This window comes from Verminephrobacter aporrectodeae subsp. tuberculatae, assembly GCF_026127385.1.
GTDB lineage: Bacteria > Pseudomonadota > Gammaproteobacteria > Burkholderiales > Burkholderiaceae_C > Acidovorax > Acidovorax aporrectodeae.
This window is the reverse complement of sequence record NZ_QZCX01000003.1, coordinates 1,439,055-1,455,692: the sequence shown is the minus strand read 5'-3', so window position 1 is coordinate 1,455,692 and position 16,638 is coordinate 1,439,055. Positions and strand designations below refer to the sequence as shown.

Sequence of the window (16,638 nt, the reverse complement as noted above, 5' to 3'; positions counted from 1 at the left end):
CCCTCATAAAGGCATGGTCCATGGAAACCCATTTTGACGTTCTGATCATCGGCGCCGGCCCGTCCGGCATTGGCATGTCCTGCCATCGGCAAAAGGAAGGCCCCGCAAAGCAGCGGGTTTCGGCGGCGCTGGCGCGCCAGGGTCGAAATCCGCCGGGGCGCGCATGAGGCGCGTCGAATCCTCCTTCATGAGCCAGGGCCTGCGCTGCGCCAGCACCCTGCTCTTGCCGGACCAGGGCGAACGGCCCCCCCCGGTCATCGTCATGGCGCACGGCTTTGCCTGCGTGCGCGCGATGCTGATGCCGTACGCCCGGCGCTTCGCCGAGGCCGGCTACGCCGTGTACCTGTTCGACTACCGCAATTTCGGCGACAGCGCGGGCCAGCCGCGCCACTGGGTGGACCCCTTTCGCCACCTGAAGGACTGGGACGCGGCCATCGCGCACGTGCAGACGCTGCCGACGGTCGATGCGCAGCGCATGGTGCTGTGGGGCACTTCGATGTCCGGTGGCCACGTGGTGTGCATGGCGGCGCGCGGGCACCGCGTCAGCGCCGTCATCGCAATGCATCCGCTGATGAGCGGCCTCAACGTGGTCGCCGCGATGCCGCTGCGCAGAATCCTGGCGCTGACCCTCGCGGGCCTGATCGACCTGCTGGGCAGCCCCTTTGGCCGGCCGCTCTACCTGCCGGTGGTCGGCTACCCGGGCGAGCTGGCCATGCTCACCAGCCCCGGGGCGTGGGATGGCATGGAGAAGATCCTGGCCCATGTTGACGTGCCCTGGGAAAACAAGGCGCTGGCGCGCGTGGCGCTGAAGATGGCCTGGTACAACCCGATCCACAGCGCCCACCGGGTGCGCGTGCCGACCCTGGTGATCGCGGGCTCCAGGGACAGCCTGGTCTCCGCGCATCTGGCGCGCAAGGCGGTCAGCCGCATGCCCTGGGGCGAGTTCACGCTGCACGCATCTGACCACTTCCAGCCGTACTACGGCGACTTCCTGGAAGAGAACGTGCGCAGGCAGCTGAACTTTTTGTCCCGGTATGTGGGGCGCTGAGTGCGCGCTTGGGTCCGCAGCGTGCGAGAAGGGGGCGGGCAGGAGCGCGTACCCATTCAGGAGTGCACCCGGCACTGGACCAGATCGGGGCCGTGCGCGAGGACGAAGGAGCGGAATGCGCCGGCTGCGCCGGACAGCGTGGACTCGCGGCGGTGCAGCAGGCACCAGTCGAGCATCTTCGGCATGTCCTGCAAGTCCAGCACCGCGAGGCGGCCGGCCTCGAGTTCGATCTGAAAGGTGTGCGCGGACAGAAAGCTGATGCCCATTCCGGCCATCACGGCCTGCTTGATGCTCTCGTTGCCGGACAGCTCCATCGACACCCTGACCTGCAACGCGCGGGCCTGCAGCAGGTACTCGAAAAACTTCCGCGTCGTCGATCCGGGCTCGCGGAAGATGAAGGGCTCGTCGCGCAGCGCGTCCCAGGGGATGCCGCGTTGCTTGGCCAGCGGGTGCTCTGCGGCGGCGACGATGCAGTGCGGGTTCTGGGCAAAGGTTTCGGCCTCCACGTCGGCATCGGACGGCGGGTAGCCGGCAATGGAGACGTCGATCTGGTGCTCCTGCAGGAGGCTCAGGATCTTCTCGCGCCGCTCCACCGTGAGCTTGAATTTCACGCCCGGCCACTGCCGGGCAAAGGCCATCAGCAGCGTCGGCGCGAAGTAGTGCGCGGTGGACACCACGCCCAGATGCAGCAGCCCGCCGCCGCCTTCGGTCACGCGGAAGGCCGCAACGGCTTCCTCGGCAATGTGCACCTGGTTCAGGATGCGGCGGGTCTGGCTCAGCATTTCCTCGCCGGCCTGGCTCAGGCGGATGCGTTTGCCGATTTTCACCAGCAGTTGCAGGCCCAGGTCGGCCTCCAGCTGCCGCAGCTGCATGGACACCGCCGGCTGCGTCAGCCCCATGTGTTCCGCCGCGCGCGAGTAGCTCAGGTGCGAGGCCACGGCTTCAAACAGGCGCAGCTGGCGCAGGGTCGTATTTTTCATGTCTGCGATTCTGCTGGCGCAGGGCTGCGGCCCGGGCACGAGTACGGGATATCCCTTATGCGAACCCGGCCGAAACGGTCTCGGGCGCGACCCTTGGCGGGCTGCCTGGCGGGTGTTTTCCCTGCTTGCCACCCCGTGCGAGGGGTCTGGCCACCGAAGCGGTTTCCGCTTGCGGCCATGCATCAGGAAAGCTGATGCATCGCATAAAAACTACGTATCCCTCGCGTGGCTGCCTGCCCCTACAGTTTGTTTCGCCCTTATCGAGCCTTCGCCCACGCCCATCCCCATGACCGCACCGACTTCTCCACGGCCCTTTCCGCGCTGGGATGCAGACCGCGCCGCGACGCTGGACGCCGCGCAGTTGCTGCTCTACCGCTCGAACCTGCTGGGCTCGGACCTGCGCATCACGAATTACGGGGGCGGCAACACCTCCGCGAAGATCGGGCAAAAGGACCCGCTCTCCGGACAGGAGGTGCAGGTGCTGTGGATCAAGGGCTCGGGCGGCGACCTGGGTTCCATGCAACTCGACGGCTTCGCCACCCTGTACATGGACCGGTTGCAGGCGCTGCAGGGCATCTACCGCGGCCCCGGGCATGAGGACGAGATGGTGGGCTATCTGCCGCACTGCACCTTCAACCTGAACCCGCGCGCCGCGAGCATAGACACCCCGCTGCACGCCTACCTGCCGTTTGCGCACGTGGACCACATGCACCCGGACGCGGTGATCGCCATCGCCGCGATGGCCGAAGGCGAGAGGCTGACGCAGCAGGTCTTTGCCGGCAGCGTTGGCTGGCTGCCCTGGCGCAGGCCCGGCTTCGAGCTCGGCCTGATGCTGCAGCGCTACCAGGCGAGCCACCCCGGCCAGCGCGGCCTGGTGCTCGCGGGCCATGGCCTGTTCACCTGGGGCGACGACGCGCGCGCCTGTTATGAGAACACGGTGGACGTGATCGCCCGGGCGCAGGACTGGCTCGCGCGCGAACGCGCGGCGCGCCAGGCCGTGGGCTTTGGCGGCCCGGCGCGCCAGGCGCTGGACCCGGCGCAGCAGGACGCCACGCTGTTGCGGGTGCTGCCGGTGCTGCGCGGGCTGGCCTCGTGCAGCGGGCACAAGCTGCTGCACGCAGACCGCCAGGCGGCGGTGCTGGAGTTCGTGAACAGCCGCGACCTGGGCCCGCTCGCGGCGCTGGGCACCTCCTGCCCGGACCATTTCCTGCGCACCAAGATTCGCCCGCTGGTTCTGGACGAGGCCGTCTACCGCTTGCAGGGCGAGGCCCTGGCGCGGGCGCTGGAGGAGAGACTCGCGGCCTACCGCGCCGACTACGGCGCCTATTACGCGCGCTGCCAGCGCGCCGACAGCCCGGCGATGCGCGACGCCAACCCGGTCATCGTCCTGCTGCCCGGCGTCGGCATGGTGTCCATGGCCCGGGACAAGGCCACGGCGCGCGTTGCCGGCGAGTTCTACGGGAACGCGATCAACGTGATGCGCGACGCCAGCGCCATCGACCGCTACGTGGGCCTGCCCGAGCAGGAGGCTTTTGACATCGAGTACTGGCTGCTCGAAGAAGCCAAGTTGCAGCGCCTGCCCAAACCCCGGCCGCTGGTCGGCCGGGTGGCGCTGGTGACCGGCGGCGCGGGCGGCATCGGGCAGGCGATTGCCCGGCGCCTGCTGGCCGAAGGCGCTTGCGTGGTGCTGCTCGACGTCGACCAGGGCGCGCTCGACGCGGTGACGGCCGCACTGTCCAAGGCCCACGGCCGGGACCCGGTGCGCGGCGTGCATTGCGACGTCACGCGCGAGGCCAGCGTGGTCGCCGCCTTCCAGCGTGCGGTGCTGGAGTACGGCGGCGTGGACATTCTGGTGAGCAACGCCGGCATTGCCAGCGCCGCGTCGATCGAGGACACCAGCCTGGAACTCTGGAACCTGAACCAGAGCGTTCTGGCGACCGGCTATTTCCTGGTGGGCCGCGAGGCCTTCCGGCTGATGAAGGCGCAGGGCAGGGGGGGCAGCATCGTCATGATCGCGAGCAAGAACGGCATGCTCGCGAGCCCCCAGGCGAGCGCGTATTGCGCGGCCAAGGCCGCGGAAATCCAGCTCAGCCGCAGCTTCGCGCTCGAGGGCGCGCCGCTGGGAATCCGCTCCAACGTGGTGAACCCGGACGCGGTGATCCGCGGCTCGAAAATCTGGACCGGCAAGTGGAGCGCGGAGCGCGCCGCGGCGAACAAGATCAGCGAGCAGGACCTGGAAGCCTTCTACCGCGACCGGTCGCTGCTCAAGCGCAGCGTGTTCCCCGAAGACATTGCCGAGGCCGTGTATTTCTTTGCCGCGGAACAGCTCAGCGCGAAGAGCACCGGGAACATTTTGAACGTGGACGCCGGCCACCTGGCGGCCTTTACCCGGTGACGAGCATGCACTTGATAGACCCCGACCTGATCCAGGAGCACAACGGCCACCAGCTGCAGCACGTGGCGCGCGACTACGCGCACCTGGGCGAGCAACTGGCGCGGCGCGGTATCGACGTGGACGCGGTGCGCCAGCGGGTCGCGGCGCTGGGCGTGGCCCTGCCCAGCTGGGGCGTGGGAACCGGCGGCACCCGGTTCGCGCGCTTCCCCGGCCCGGGCGAGCCGCGCCATGTGTTCGACAAGTTGCAGGACTGCGGCGTGATCCAGCAGCTGGCCTGCGCCACGCCCACCGTGTCGCTGCACATCCCCTGGGACCAGTGCAGCGACTGGAGCGCGCTGCGCGAGACCGCCAGCGGCTACGGCCTGGGCTTTGACGCGATCAACTCGAATACCTTTTCCGACCAGCGCGGCCAGGCGCACAGCTACAAGTTCGGCAGCCTGAGCCACAGCGACGCGGGCACCCGGGAGCAGGCCGTGGCGCACAACGTCGAATGCATACGGATCGGCCAGCGGCTGGGCAGCCGGGCGCTGACGGTGTGGGTGGGCGACGGCAGCAACTTCCCGGGTCAGCAGCATCTGCGCCGCGCCTTCGAGCGCTATCTGGAGAGCGCGCGCCAGATCTACCAGGCCCTGCCGGACGGCTGGCGCATGTTTCTCGAGCACAAGCTCTGCGAGCCGGCGTTCTACAGCACCGTGATCCAGGACTGGGGTTCGAGCTACCTGGCGGCCAGCGCGCTCGGGCCCAGGGCGCAGTGCCTCGTGGACCTGGGGCACCACGCGCCGAGCGTGAACATCGAGATGATCGTCGCGCGGCTGATTGGCGCAGGCAAGCTGGCCGGCTTTCATTTCAACGACAGCAAGTACGGCGACGACGACCTGGACGCCGGCAGCGTCGCGCCCTACCGGCTGTTTCTGGTGTTCAACGAACTCGTCGCCGCAGCGCACGAGGGGGTCGCCGGTTTCGCTCCCGCGTACATGCTCGACCAGAGCCACAACGTCACCGACCCGATCGAGAGCCTGATGGGCAGCGCCGCGCAGGTGCAGCGCAGCTACGCGCAGGCGCTGCTCGTCGAGCGCGACCTGCTCGACGCCGCGCAGGACGCGAACGACGCGCTGCTCGCCAGCCAGACGCTCAAGCGCGGCTTTGAGACCGACGTCACGCCGATACTGCAACGGCTGCGGCTCGACGCCGGCGGCGCCATCGACCCGGTGGCCGCGTACCGCGCCAGCGGCTACCGCGCGCGCGTGGCCCGCGAACGGCCGGCAAGCACGGCCGGTGGCAGCGGCATTGTGTGAACCCTTGCGGATCCGGCCGGCCATGCCCGGACCCGGACCCATCAACCCCTTCTGGAGACATCGATGAAAAAACAACTCAGGACGGCTCTGCTGAGCGCCGTATTCGGCGCCGCGCTGGCCAGCCCGGTGCTCGCTGCAGACAAAATTGCCGTGGTCGTGAAGAGCCTGGGCAATGGCTTCTTCGACGCCGTGCACCAGGGCGCGCAGGAGGCCGCGAAGGAGCTCGGCAACGTCGAGATCATCTACACCGGCCCGGCCCAATCCACCGCCGAAGGCCAGATCGAAATCATCAACGCGCTGATCTCGCAAAAGGTCGCGGCCATCGTCATCTCGGCGAACGACCCGGACGCGCTGGTCCCGTCGCTCAAGCGCGCCATGGACCGCGGAATCAAGGTGCTGTCGTTTGACTCGGGCGTGCGCAAGGACGGCCGCATGATGCACCTGAACCCGTCGGGCAACGCGCTCATCGGCGAAAAGCTGGTGAAGCTGACGCAGCAGGCGATTGGCGACAGCGGCGAAATCGCCATCCTGTCCGCCACGGCGCAGGCGATGAATCAGAACGTCTGGATCGCCGAAGCCAAGAAGGTGCTGGCCCGCCCCGAGTACCAGGGCCTGAAGCTGGTGGGCGTGGTCTACGGGGACAACCAGAGCGACAAGAGCTACCGCGAAGCGCAGGGGCTGTTCAAGAGCCACCCGAACCTGAAGGCGATCATTGCGCCCACGACCATCGCCATCGCCGCTGCGGCCAAGGCGGTGCAGGACGAAGGGAAGATCGGCTCGGTGTACGTGACCGGTCTGGGGCTGCCGTCCGAAATGGCCGGCCATGTGAAGAGCGGCGCGGTCAAGTCCTTTGCCATCTGGAACCCGATCGACCTGGGCTACTCGAGCGTCCATGCAGCCAGCCAGTTCATCTCGGGCAAGCTCAGCGGCAAGCCCGGAGAGAGGGTCTCGCTGGGCCGTGTCGGCACCGTGACCCTGAACGCGAACGGCGAGGCCGACATGTCCGAGCCCTTTACTTACGACGCGCGCAACGTCGGGAAATTTGCCAAGATTTTCTGAAACGACGCGACGTGACTCGGTCTGACGTGCTGTTGAGTCTGCGCGGGCTGCACAAGAGCTACGGCGCCACGCGCGCGCTGCGCGGCGTGGATCTGGAACTGCGCGCCGGCGAGGTGCTGGCGCTGGTGGGCGAGAACGGCGCGGGCAAGTCCACGCTGGTGAAGATACTCACCGGCGTCGAGCCCCTGGAGCAGGGCTGCATCAGCCTGCAAGGCGCAGCGCAGCAGTTTGCCAACGCGCAGGACGCGCGGGCCGCCGGCATTTTGGCCGTGCACCAGGAAACGGTGATGTTCCAGGAATTGAGCGTGGCGGAGAATATTTTTGCCGGCCGCCACCCGATGCGCGGCCCCATCGTCGATTGGTCCGCGATGCACGCGCGCGCGCGCAGTGCGCTGGCGGACGTCGGCGCGCGGTTCGCATCGACCACGCTGGTGAAGGACCTGGGCTTGGCCGAGCAGCATCTGGTGGAGATTGCCCGCGCCCTTTCGCAGAAGGCGCTGGTGGTGATTCTGGACGAGCCCACGGCGGCCCTGTCGCAGGCCGAGATCCGCGACTTCTACGGCATCGTGCGCAGGCTGCGCGCGCAGGGGGTTGGCGTGATTTTCATCACGCACAAGTTCGACGAAATCTTTGCCCTGGCGGACCGCTACCTGGTTCTGCGCGACGGCGCGGCCGTCGGCAGCGGCGCCATGGCCGACACCACGGAGCAGGAACTGCTGCGCCTGATGGCCGGTCGCGCCGTCGAGCAGATCTATCCGCAGATCGATTCCACGCCCGGTGAGCGGGTGCTGTCGGTGCGAAGCCTGTCGCACCCGACCGAATTCCGGGACCTGCAATTTGACCTGCGGCGCGGCGAAATCCTCGGCTTCTACGGCCTGATCGGCTCGGGGCGCAGCGAGGCCATGCGCGCCATCATGGGGCTCAACCCCCGGGCCACGGGCGACTTTCGGGTCCTGGGCAAGCGCTTCGACGCGCGGCGACCCGGCGCGGCGATCGCCGCCAAAATTGCCTACGTGCCCGAGGAGCGCCAGCGCCAGGGCGGCATTTTGAGCTTCTCGGTGCAGGCGAACATCAGCCTCGCGGACCTCGCGCGCTGCGCCAACGGACCCTGGTTGTCGGCGCTCAAGGAGTCGGCGCTGTGCCGGCGCATGGTCGAGCGGCTGCGCATCAGGACCCCTTCGCCGCATACGCCGCTCGCGGGCCTGTCGGGCGGGAATCAGCAGAAAGTGGTGCTGGCCAAGTGGCTCGCGCTGGACCCCAGGGTGCTGATCCTCGACGAGCCGACCAAGGGAATCGACGTGGGCGCGAAACAGGCGGTCTACGCATTGATTGCCGAGATGGTGCAGCAGGGGCTGGCGGTGATTCTGGTGTCCTCGGAACTGCCCGAGGTCATGCACCTGGCGCACCGCGTCATCGTCATGCGCCGCGGGCGCCAGGTGGCCGAGTTCGCGCGCGCCGGGATGCAGGCCGAGGCGATCGTCGCCGCGGCTTCGGGTCTGGGCCCGCGGCAGGGCGGCGCCGCGGGGGCCGTATGAGGAACCGCCTCCCGACCCTGCGCCGCGAATGGCTGCTGCTGGCCACCATCGGCGTGCTTGCGCTGGCCGTGGGCGCGCGCGCGCCGGTGTTCCTGAGCTGGCGCAATGGCCTGGACATTGCCAACGACTCGGCGATTCTGGCCATCCTGGTCATGGGGCAGATGCTCGTGCTGCTGACGCGCGGAATCGACCTCTCGGTGGCGTCGAATCTGGCGCTCACGGGAATGCTCTGCGCGCTCGCGGGGCGCTCTTTTGCGGGCCTGGACAGCGCGCTGCTGATCGCCCTGGCGCTGACCGTGGGGGGCTTGCTCGGCAGCGTGAATGGCTGGCTCATCACCGGCTTCGGGCTGCCGCCCATCGTGGTCACGCTGGGCAGCCTGGCGGCGTACCGCGGCGCCGTGTTCGTCGCCAGCCGGGGCGCCTGGATCTCGGACCAGGACATCCACCCGGCCATCAAGGCGCTGCCGCGCGCGGTCTGGCTCGGCCTGCCGGCGCTGCTGTGGTGCGCGCTGCTGGTGCTCGCGCTGGGCGCCATCTTCCTGCGGCTGCGCAAGGAGGGCCGCGAGCTCTACGCGCTGGGCGGCAACCCGCATGCGGCGGTCTGTGTGGGAATCCGCGTTGCCGCGCGCCTGCGCCTGGCCTACACGCTCTCGGGAATGCTCGCCGGGCTTGCCGGATTGCTCTGGGTGGGGCGCTACTCCATCGCCTACGCCGATCTGGCTGCGGGCTACGAGCTCACCGTGATCGCCGCCTGCGTGATCGGCGGCGTGGGCATTGGCGGCGGTGTCGGCAGCGTTGCGGGCGCGGCGCTGGGGGTGCTGTTCATCGGCGTGGTCAACGGCGCGCTGCCGGTGATCCAGGTCTCGCCCTTCTGGCAACAGGCCATCTCCGGCGCGGTGATCCTGGTCTCCGTGGCGCTGAATGCGCGCGCGCAGCGGCGCTGCGGCCGGCAGATCCTGGAGCCTGAAGGGGCCGTGGCATGAAGGCCTGGAACACCTGGGAGCGCGTGCTGCTGGCGCTGCTGTGCGGAGTGCTGCTGGCTTTTGGCGTCGGCCAGCCCGGCTTCATGAGCCTGGACACGCTGGCCGACAGCAGCTTCAACTTCAGCGAGAAGGGCCTGCTGGCGCTGGCGCTGGCGCTGTTGATCGTCTGCGGCGAGATCGATTTGTCCATCGCCGCCATCCTGGCGCTCAGTTCGCTGGCCATGGGCCTGGCGCTGCGCGCCGGCTTCGGACCCTGGGCAATCGCGGGCGCGGCGCTGCTCAGCGGAATGCTCGCCGGCGCGTTCAACGGCCTGCTGGTCGCGCGCTGCGGGCTGCCGTCCATCGTGGTCACCATCGGCACGCTCTCGCTGTACCGGGGGCTGGCGCTGGTGGTGCTGGGCGAGCAGTCGATCTCGGGCTACCCGGAAATCTTCTCCACCCTGGGCAACGCCTACCTGAGCGAAATCACGGGGCTGCGCTGGCTCCGCGTCCCCATCGAGTTCGGGCTGCTGCTGGTGTTTGCGCTGGCGCTGGGCCTGCTCCTGCACCGGAGCACCATGGGCCGGCGCATCTACGCGATCGGCGCGAATCCCGTGGCCGCGCGCTTTTCCGGAGTCGCGGTCGGGCGCTACCGCTTTGCCTTGTTCGTGCTCTCCGGTCTGATGGCCGCAGTGGCCGCGATCCTGCTCACCGGGCGCATCGGCAGCACCCGGCCGAACATTGCCCTGGGCTGGGAGCTGGACGCGATCACCATGGCCATTTTGGGCGGTGTGGCGATCGAGGGCGGGCGCGGCAGCATCGTCGGCACCATGCTCGCGGTATTGCTGCTGGGCCTGTTCAGCTTTGGCATGGGAATGGCCAACGTGAGCGGAATCGTCATGTCCATGGTGGTCGGCGTTTTGCTGATCGTCTCCATGATCTTGCCGCGCTTGTTGCCGCGGCCGGGAGTGCGCGCATGAACGCCGCCCGCGGGGGCGAAGGAGAGAGCCGATGAGCCACGAAAAAATAGCCTTTCGCATGTTTCTCGACCCCGGGCATCCCGACTGCGTGGCCGAGTACAAGCGGCGCCACGACGCCATCTGGCCCGAGCTGACGGCGCTGCTTGGCGCCGCGGGCGTGAGCGACTACAGCATCTACCTGGACGAAGAAAACCGGGTGCTGTTTGCCACGCTGCGGCGCAGCAGCCAGCACGGCATGGACGCGCTGCCCGCGCACCCGGTGATGCAGCGCTGGTGGGCGCATATGGCGGACATCATGCGCTACGCCGCCGACGGCACGCCGGTGGTCGAGCTGCTGCCCTGCGTGTTCCACATGGACTGATTCCCCATGCCCGTGCACGCGCCGGACCTGACGCTGGTCATCGACATTGGCAAGAGCCACGCCCGGCTGCTGCTGTTCGACGCCCGGGGGACGGTGCTGGAACAGCACGCCCGCGCCAACGCCAGCGTGGACAGCGCCATGGGCTACCCCGCGCTCGACGTGCACGGCCTGGAGCGCTGGATGCAGGCGAGCTTGCGCGGCTCGGAAAACGCCCGGCGCTGCGGCCACGTGATTGCGTGCACGCATGGCGCGGCGCTCGTGGCGCTCGACGGCGCTGGCGCCGACGCGGGCCTGGCCTGGGAGCCGCTGGACTACGAATACGCCGCGCTCGACGGCGCAGCGGCGCAGGACTTTGCCGCCGGCAACGACTTTGGCGAAACCCTCTCGCCCGAACTGCCCGCCGGCCTGAACGCCGCGCGCCAGCTCTGGTGGATGGAAAACACCCACCCCGCTGCCTGGCGCCGCACGCGCTGCCTGGTGCCGTACGCGCAGTACTGGGCCTGGCGGCTCAGCGGTGTGGCGTGCAGCGAAGTGTCCTCGCTGGGCTGCCACACGCACCTTTGGAACCCGCACACCGGCGATTTCTCGCGCCTCGCCCGCGCCCGGGGCTGGGCGCAGCGCTTTGCCCCGCTGCGTTCGGCGTGGGAGGTTCTGGGCCCGGTGCGCGCCGACGTGGCAGCGCCATGGGGCCTGCCCGCTGCGGCGCGGGTGCACGTCGGCGTGCACGACAGCAACGCCTGCCTGGCGCGCTATCTGCCTGGCGCCTTGGACGGTGCCGCTCAGGCAGAGCAGACCCGGCTGCCCGCGCTCACGCTGGTGTCCTCGGGCACCTGGACCGTGCTCATGGCGCCCGGCGCGCCCGCGAGCGCGCTGGTCGCCGGGCAGGACATGCTGGCGAACGTGGACGTCACCGGCCGCCTGACCCCGACCGCCCGCTTCATGGGCGGGCGCGAGTTTGCCCATCTGCTCGACGGGGCCTGCGCCGACGCGGCAGGGCCGCAGGACCTGCGGGCCCTGGTGGCAGAGCGGCTCCACGCCTATCCCGCATTCGCCGCGCAGGGCGGCCCCTTTGCCGGGCGCGCGGGTTGCGTGCTGTGGCAGGACCGACCGCTGCCGGCGCCGCTGGCCGACGCGCTCAGCGCGCGCCAGCGCGCTGCGCTCGCGGCCCTGTATTGCGCGCAGATGAGCTGCTGGTTGATCCACGCGCTCTGGGGCGCGCGCAGCGCAGCGCAGCACACGGTGATCGTCGAAGGCCCGCTCGCGCACAACCGCAACTACCTGCTGGCGTTGCAGGCGCTGCTGCCCGGTGCCCGCTGCCATGCCAGCGTTGACGCCGTCGAAGGCACGGCCCGGGGCGCCTGGTGCCTGGTGCAGCGCGCGCACGCCAGGCACGCCGCGCGCCTGGAGCCCGTCGCCCCGGTGCCGCTGCCCGGTATTGCGGACTACCACCGGCATTGGCTGCGGCAATTGCAAGAATGCACTTCTTCAAAGGTCTGAAAACATGAACCCGAACACCGCTTGCGCCGAGGCCCTTGCGCCCCATCCGGACCTGGACTACTCGCTCACGGGGGCGAACGCGAGGCGGGCGATCGAGCGCGGCCTGGCCGAGGCCCGGTGGTACCAAAGCCCGGTCCCGCGCGAGCAGCTGCGCCAGCTGCTCACGCGCCGCGACGGCCCGGCGCTGCGCGACACCGCGCTGTGGTTCGCGCTGCTCGGCCTGAGCGGCTGGGCCAGCCTGGCGCTCTGGGGCTCCTGGTGGGCGCTGCCGCCCTACATGGTGTACGCCGTGCTGTACGCCACGGCGTCGGATTCGCGCTGGCACGAAACCAGCCACGGAACCCCGTTCAGGACCGACTGGATGAACGGCGTGCTGTACGAGATCGCCTCCTTCATGGTCATGCGCGAGTCGGTCATCTGGCGCTGGAGCCACAACCGCCACCACAGCGACACGCTGATCGTCGGGCGCGACCCGGAAATCCAGGTGCCGCGCCCGCCCGACATGCGCGCGCATTTCCTGAGCCTGTTCAACATCGGCACCTACCGCAGCTACTTTCCCAGCCTGCTGCGCCACGCGCGCGGGCAGATCACGGACGCCGAGCGGAGCTTTGTTCCGGCGAGCGAATTCCCCAAGGTAGCGCGCAACGCGCGCATCGTGCTGGCCCTGCACGCCGCCACCTTGCTGGCCGCGCTGCTGCTGCAAAGCTGGGGCCCGGTGTTCCTCATCATCCTGCCGCACCTGTTTGGCAACTGGCTGATGATCGTGCACAACACCACGCAGCACGCGGGCTTGGCAGAGAACGTGCTGGACCACCGCCTGAACTGCCGCACGGTCTACATGAACCCCGTGAGCCGCTTCATTTACTGGAACATGAACTACCACGTGGAGCACCACCAGTTTCCCCTGGTCCCGTACCACGCGCTGCCGCGTTTGCACGCGCTCATCAAGGACGACTGTCCGCCGCCCTACCGCTCCATCGCGCAGGCCTGGCGCGAGCTGCTGCCCACCGTGCTGCGCCAGGTCAGAGAGCCTGGCTACCATGTCCGGCGTCCATTGCCGACCCCCAGGCCGGCTGCCCGGTCAGAGGAGCCCGCTGAGCGCAGCCCCCGCGCCGCCGACGCGCAGGGCTGGGTGGAGGTGGGCGCTGCGTCCGGATTGGACCGCTGCGACGTGATGCGCTTCGACCACGGCAGAAAAACCTACGCCCTGGTGCGCAGCGAGACCGGCGCGCTGCACGCGCTCGACGGCATTTGCAGCCACGGCAACAACCACCTGGCCGACGGACTGGTCAAGGGCTGCACCATCGAATGCCCCAAGCACAACGGCCGCTTCAACCTGGCCGACGGCTCGCCCGCGCGCGCTCCCGTGTGCCGGGGCCTGGCCGTCTACCCCCTGCAAGAGCGCGCCGGGCGCCTGTACCTGAACGTGCTGCAGGCCGGCGGCGCCGGTGCGCGCGTGCCAGCAGGCTGCGCCCTGCGCGTGCGCAGCTGCCGCCACGTCGCCACCTTCATCAAGGAACTGGTGCTCGACCCCGAGGACGCCGCGCAGGCCCTCGCCTTCACGCCCGGCGACTACCTGCAACTCGAGATCCCCGCCTACGGCGAGATTGCGCTGCGCGATCTGCGCATCCCCGAGCCCTACGCGCAGATCTGGCGCGAGCAGGGGCTGTTTGAACGGGTGGCGCGCAACCAGGACGCCCGGCGCAACAACTACTCGCTGGCGAGCAACCCGGCGCAGGAACGCAGTCTGCGCCTGAACGTGCGCCTGGCCACGCCGCCCGCGGGCCAGGACGTGCCGGTGGGCGTGGGGTCGAGCTACGTGTTCGCGCTCCGACCCGGAGACCGGGTCACGGCCATCGGCCCGTATGGCGACTTCCACATCAAGCCGACCGGGCGCGAGATGGTCTACGTCGGCGGGGGGGCCGGAATGGCCCCGCTACGCGCGCATCTTTCGCATTTGCTCGAGACGGAAAACACCGCGCGCAAGCTCAGCCTCTGGTACGGTGCGCGCGCGCGGCAGGACGTGTTTTATGACGACCTCTTCACCCGCCTCGCGCAGGCGCACGGCAACTTCAGCTTTCACCTGGCGCTGTCCGAGCCGCGCGCGCAAGACGCATGGAGCGGCTTCACCGGCCCGGTCCACGCAATGGTTCTGGAGCGCTACCTGCGCACGCACCCCGACGCGCGCGCCTGCGAATACTATCTGTGCGGCCCGCCCGCGATGGTGCAGGCCTGCACCGACATGCTCGCTGCACTGGGCGTTCCCGAGCAACAGATTGCCTACGATGCGTTCTGACGCAAGCCGGACATGAGCAGATTCCTCAACGACGGCAGCACCGGCGCGCCCCGATTGCGCGTCTACCTGAACCTGGACAGCTTGCTCGACCTGCAGGACGGCCATGGCGCTGCGCGCGCCTTTCCGACCGACCCCGCAGAACGCGACGCGCTGCTGGCCCGCGACGGCTTCGAAGGCGTGCAGCGCACCGACCGATCCGCGCCGCAGGGGCCGACCTGTCTGCCGTACTGCGGCGCAAACCGCATCGACAAGCCCGGGGAAGTTGACGCCATCGTGGCGCGCCACGTCGCGCGCGGGGACAACTGCCTCACGCTGCACGCCGGCACCGGCCTGGAGGACGATGCCGCCGCCTGCCGTCTGGCAGAGGCGCTGCTCGCGGCGGCAGACCGGCAGCGCTTTGCGGTATTTCTGGAAACCCACCGCGCGACGATCACGCAGGACCTGTGGCGCACGGTGCAGCTGCTGCGGCGCTTTCCCGAACTGCGCTTGAACGGCGACTTCAGCCACTATTACTGCGGCCAGGAAATGCCCTACGGCGACTGGGCGCAGAAGATGGCCTTCATGGAACCCCTGTTTGCCCGCACCGGCTTCTTGCACGGGCGCATCGCGAGCCCCGGCTGCATGCAGGTGCCGATAAGCCGCGAATGGACCCAAAGGCCCCCGCAGGCCCACGGGGTGGTCGATTTTCTGGCGCATTTTCGCGACCTGTGGGGCCGCGCGATCCGCGGTTTCCTGCAGCATGCGGGGCCCGGCGACGTGCTCGTGTTCGCGCCCGAGATCCTGTCCGGCGCGCACTACTACGCGCGCTGCTTTCCCGACGCACAGGGCCGCCTGGTGGAGGAGTCCGACCGCTACGCGCAGGCGCTCATCTACAAGGACCTGATCCGCACGCTGTTTGCCGAGCAGCTTGCCGCTGCGGCGGGCGCGCCAGCGCGTGCGCGCTGAAGGCCCCGGGCCGCGCCAGGGCCCTTGTGCACCGCGACCGGTTCAGGCCCCTGCGCGCAGCTTTTTGATCTTCGGCAGGGCCAGGCCGCTCACCCGCGCGATGGCCTCATCGTCGAGCAGCGCCAAGAGATTGCGTGCCACGTCGGCCCGTCCCTTCTCGACGCCTTGTGCCAGCCCCTTCTTGATGCCTTGTACCAGCCCCTTCTCGACGCCTTGCGCCAGCCCCTTCTCGACGCCTTGTGCCAGCCCCTTCTCGACGCCTTGTGCCAGCCCCTTCTTGATGCCTTGCGCCAGTCCCTTCTTGACGCCTTGTGCCAACCCCTTCTTGACGCCTTCCTCCAGCCCCTCGGTCCGGGCATCGAGCAGGGAGCTTTTTTCGTTGCGCAGCGCATCCAGATGCTTCTGGTAGCGGTTGATTTCGGCGGCGCTATAGCCTTGGAACTCGGCGAGCTTGACCGCGTCGGCCACCGGCGGGTAGGACAGAAAGGTCTCATCGGGTACGAAACCGGGCCTGCCGGTATCGCGCAGAAAGCGCAGCCACAGCGCGGTGACCTTTTTCTCGGTCTTGGTTTTGGGGTTGAATTTGGGCAACTCCAGAATGACGAACTGCAAGCCTTTCAAAATCTTGCCGTGCCTGCCGCGCTTGGCGAGTTTGGTGATCTTGTAGTGGTGCAGCCAGCAGTCTTGTTCGTCGGGGTCTTTCTCGAAGACGTCGTTGAGCACCGTGACGGAGTAGACCGGGCACAGCGATTGGTAGGAATCCCCTGGCGAGAGTTGGTTCACGATGGCTTGTGCGCCGCTGAACAGGATGCGCGAGAAGTAAGCGTCGGTCCACAGCATCTGCATCTCGACGACGAACACCCGGCCGTTCTGATCGCAGCATTTGACGTCGACGATGGAAAAGCGCATGTCCGGGACTTGCGGCGCCTGTTCGGTGGGCAGATAGGTCAGGGACTCGATGGGCGCGTCCAAGGGCAGGACGGCGTTGAGAAAATCCAGGAGCAGATCGGCGCGCGAGAAGATGCGCTTGAAGACCAGATCGATCTTGGGATCGAGGTAGCTCATATTCATGGAAGGGAACTCCTGCGCCTGCCTTTGGTTGCGCAGTCTATCGTACAGGGCCGGCCTGGTGGAGGAGTCCGACCGCTACGCGCAGGCGCTCATCTACAAGGACCTGATCCGCACGCTGTTTGCCGAGCAGCTTGCTGCCGCGGCGGGCGCGAACGGTGGCGAGTGTGCGCTGAAGGCTCCGGGCCGCGCCAAAGCCTTGTGCACCGTGACCGGT

The 16,638-nt window shown here is 68.6% G+C and carries 13 protein-coding genes; 11 read left to right on the top strand and 2 right to left on the bottom strand.

The window, feature by feature from the left end; genetic code table 11:
• Positions 1-163: 163 nt before the first annotated feature.
• On the top strand, positions 164-1,048 hold the full coding sequence (locus tag D5041_RS21530; RefSeq protein WP_010109873.1) for an alpha/beta hydrolase: 885 nt from the start codon (positions 164-166) through the stop codon (positions 1,046-1,048).
• A gap of 56 nt (positions 1,049-1,104) precedes the next feature.
• Here D5041_RS21530 and D5041_RS21525 read toward each other — a convergent pair whose 3' ends face one another.
• Positions 1,105-2,028 (bottom strand): LysR family transcriptional regulator, encoded by a 924-nt coding sequence (locus D5041_RS21525; RefSeq protein WP_010109874.1) that lies wholly within the window; start codon positions 2,026-2,028, stop codon positions 1,105-1,107.
• Positions 2,029-2,314: 286 nt separating this feature from the next.
• Between D5041_RS21525 and D5041_RS21520 the strand changes: the two genes are divergently transcribed.
• The 10 genes from D5041_RS21520 to D5041_RS21475 all read left to right on the top strand — a co-directional run bounded on the left by D5041_RS21520 (position 2,315) and on the right by D5041_RS21475 (position 15,353).
• Entirely contained in the window at positions 2,315-4,423 is a 2,109-nt protein-coding gene (locus D5041_RS21520; RefSeq protein WP_265285729.1) for a bifunctional rhamnulose-1-phosphate aldolase/short-chain dehydrogenase, read from the top strand.
• A gap of 5 nt (positions 4,424-4,428) precedes the next feature.
• The gene (rhaI, locus tag D5041_RS21515; protein WP_265285728.1) at positions 4,429-5,718 is read left to right on the top strand and encodes an L-rhamnose catabolism isomerase; all 1,290 of its coding nucleotides are present in this window, start codon (positions 4,429-4,431) and stop codon (positions 5,716-5,718) included.
• 63 nt (positions 5,719-5,781) lie between these two features.
• Positions 5,782-6,777 (top strand): rhamnose ABC transporter substrate-binding protein, encoded by a 996-nt coding sequence (gene rhaS, locus D5041_RS21510; RefSeq protein ID WP_265285727.1) that lies wholly within the window; start codon positions 5,782-5,784, stop codon positions 6,775-6,777.
• Positions 6,778-6,788: 11 nt separating this feature from the next.
• Entirely contained in the window at positions 6,789-8,312 is a 1,524-nt protein-coding gene (locus tag D5041_RS21505) for a sugar ABC transporter ATP-binding protein (protein ID WP_265285726.1), read from the top strand.
• The gene (locus tag D5041_RS21500) at positions 8,309-9,295 is read left to right on the top strand and encodes an ABC transporter permease (protein ID WP_010101332.1); all 987 of its coding nucleotides are present in this window, start codon (positions 8,309-8,311) and stop codon (positions 9,293-9,295) included. The genes D5041_RS21505 and D5041_RS21500 overlap by 4 nt, the downstream gene beginning before the upstream one ends.
• Positions 9,292-10,254 carry an ABC transporter permease gene (locus D5041_RS21495; protein ID WP_265282688.1) on the top strand — a complete coding sequence of 321 codons (963 nt, stop codon included), beginning with the start codon at positions 9,292-9,294 and terminating at the stop codon, positions 10,252-10,254. Before D5041_RS21500 ends, D5041_RS21495 begins: the two co-directional genes overlap by 4 nt.
• Positions 10,255-10,285: 31 nt before the next feature.
• Positions 10,286-10,615 (top strand): L-rhamnose mutarotase, encoded by a 330-nt coding sequence (locus D5041_RS21490; protein ID WP_010101330.1) that lies wholly within the window; start codon positions 10,286-10,288, stop codon positions 10,613-10,615.
• A 6-nt stretch (positions 10,616-10,621) separates the two neighbouring features.
• Positions 10,622-12,112, top strand: coding sequence for an FGGY family carbohydrate kinase (locus D5041_RS21485; RefSeq protein ID WP_265285725.1), 1,491 nt, complete (start codon positions 10,622-10,624; stop codon positions 12,110-12,112).
• Positions 12,113-12,116: 4 nt separating this feature from the next.
• Entirely contained in the window at positions 12,117-14,408 is a 2,292-nt protein-coding gene (locus D5041_RS21480) for a fatty acid desaturase (RefSeq protein ID WP_265285724.1), read from the top strand.
• A gap of 12 nt (positions 14,409-14,420) precedes the next feature.
• The gene (locus D5041_RS21475; RefSeq protein ID WP_265285723.1) at positions 14,421-15,353 is read left to right on the top strand and encodes a hypothetical protein; all 933 of its coding nucleotides are present in this window, start codon (positions 14,421-14,423) and stop codon (positions 15,351-15,353) included.
• Between the two features lie 42 nt (positions 15,354-15,395).
• On the opposite strand, the gene D5041_RS21470 is transcribed toward D5041_RS21475, so the two are convergent.
• Entirely contained in the window at positions 15,396-16,424 is a 1,029-nt protein-coding gene (locus D5041_RS21470) for an Rpn family recombination-promoting nuclease/putative transposase (RefSeq protein WP_265285722.1), read from the bottom strand.
• Positions 16,425-16,638 lie beyond the last annotated feature (214 nt).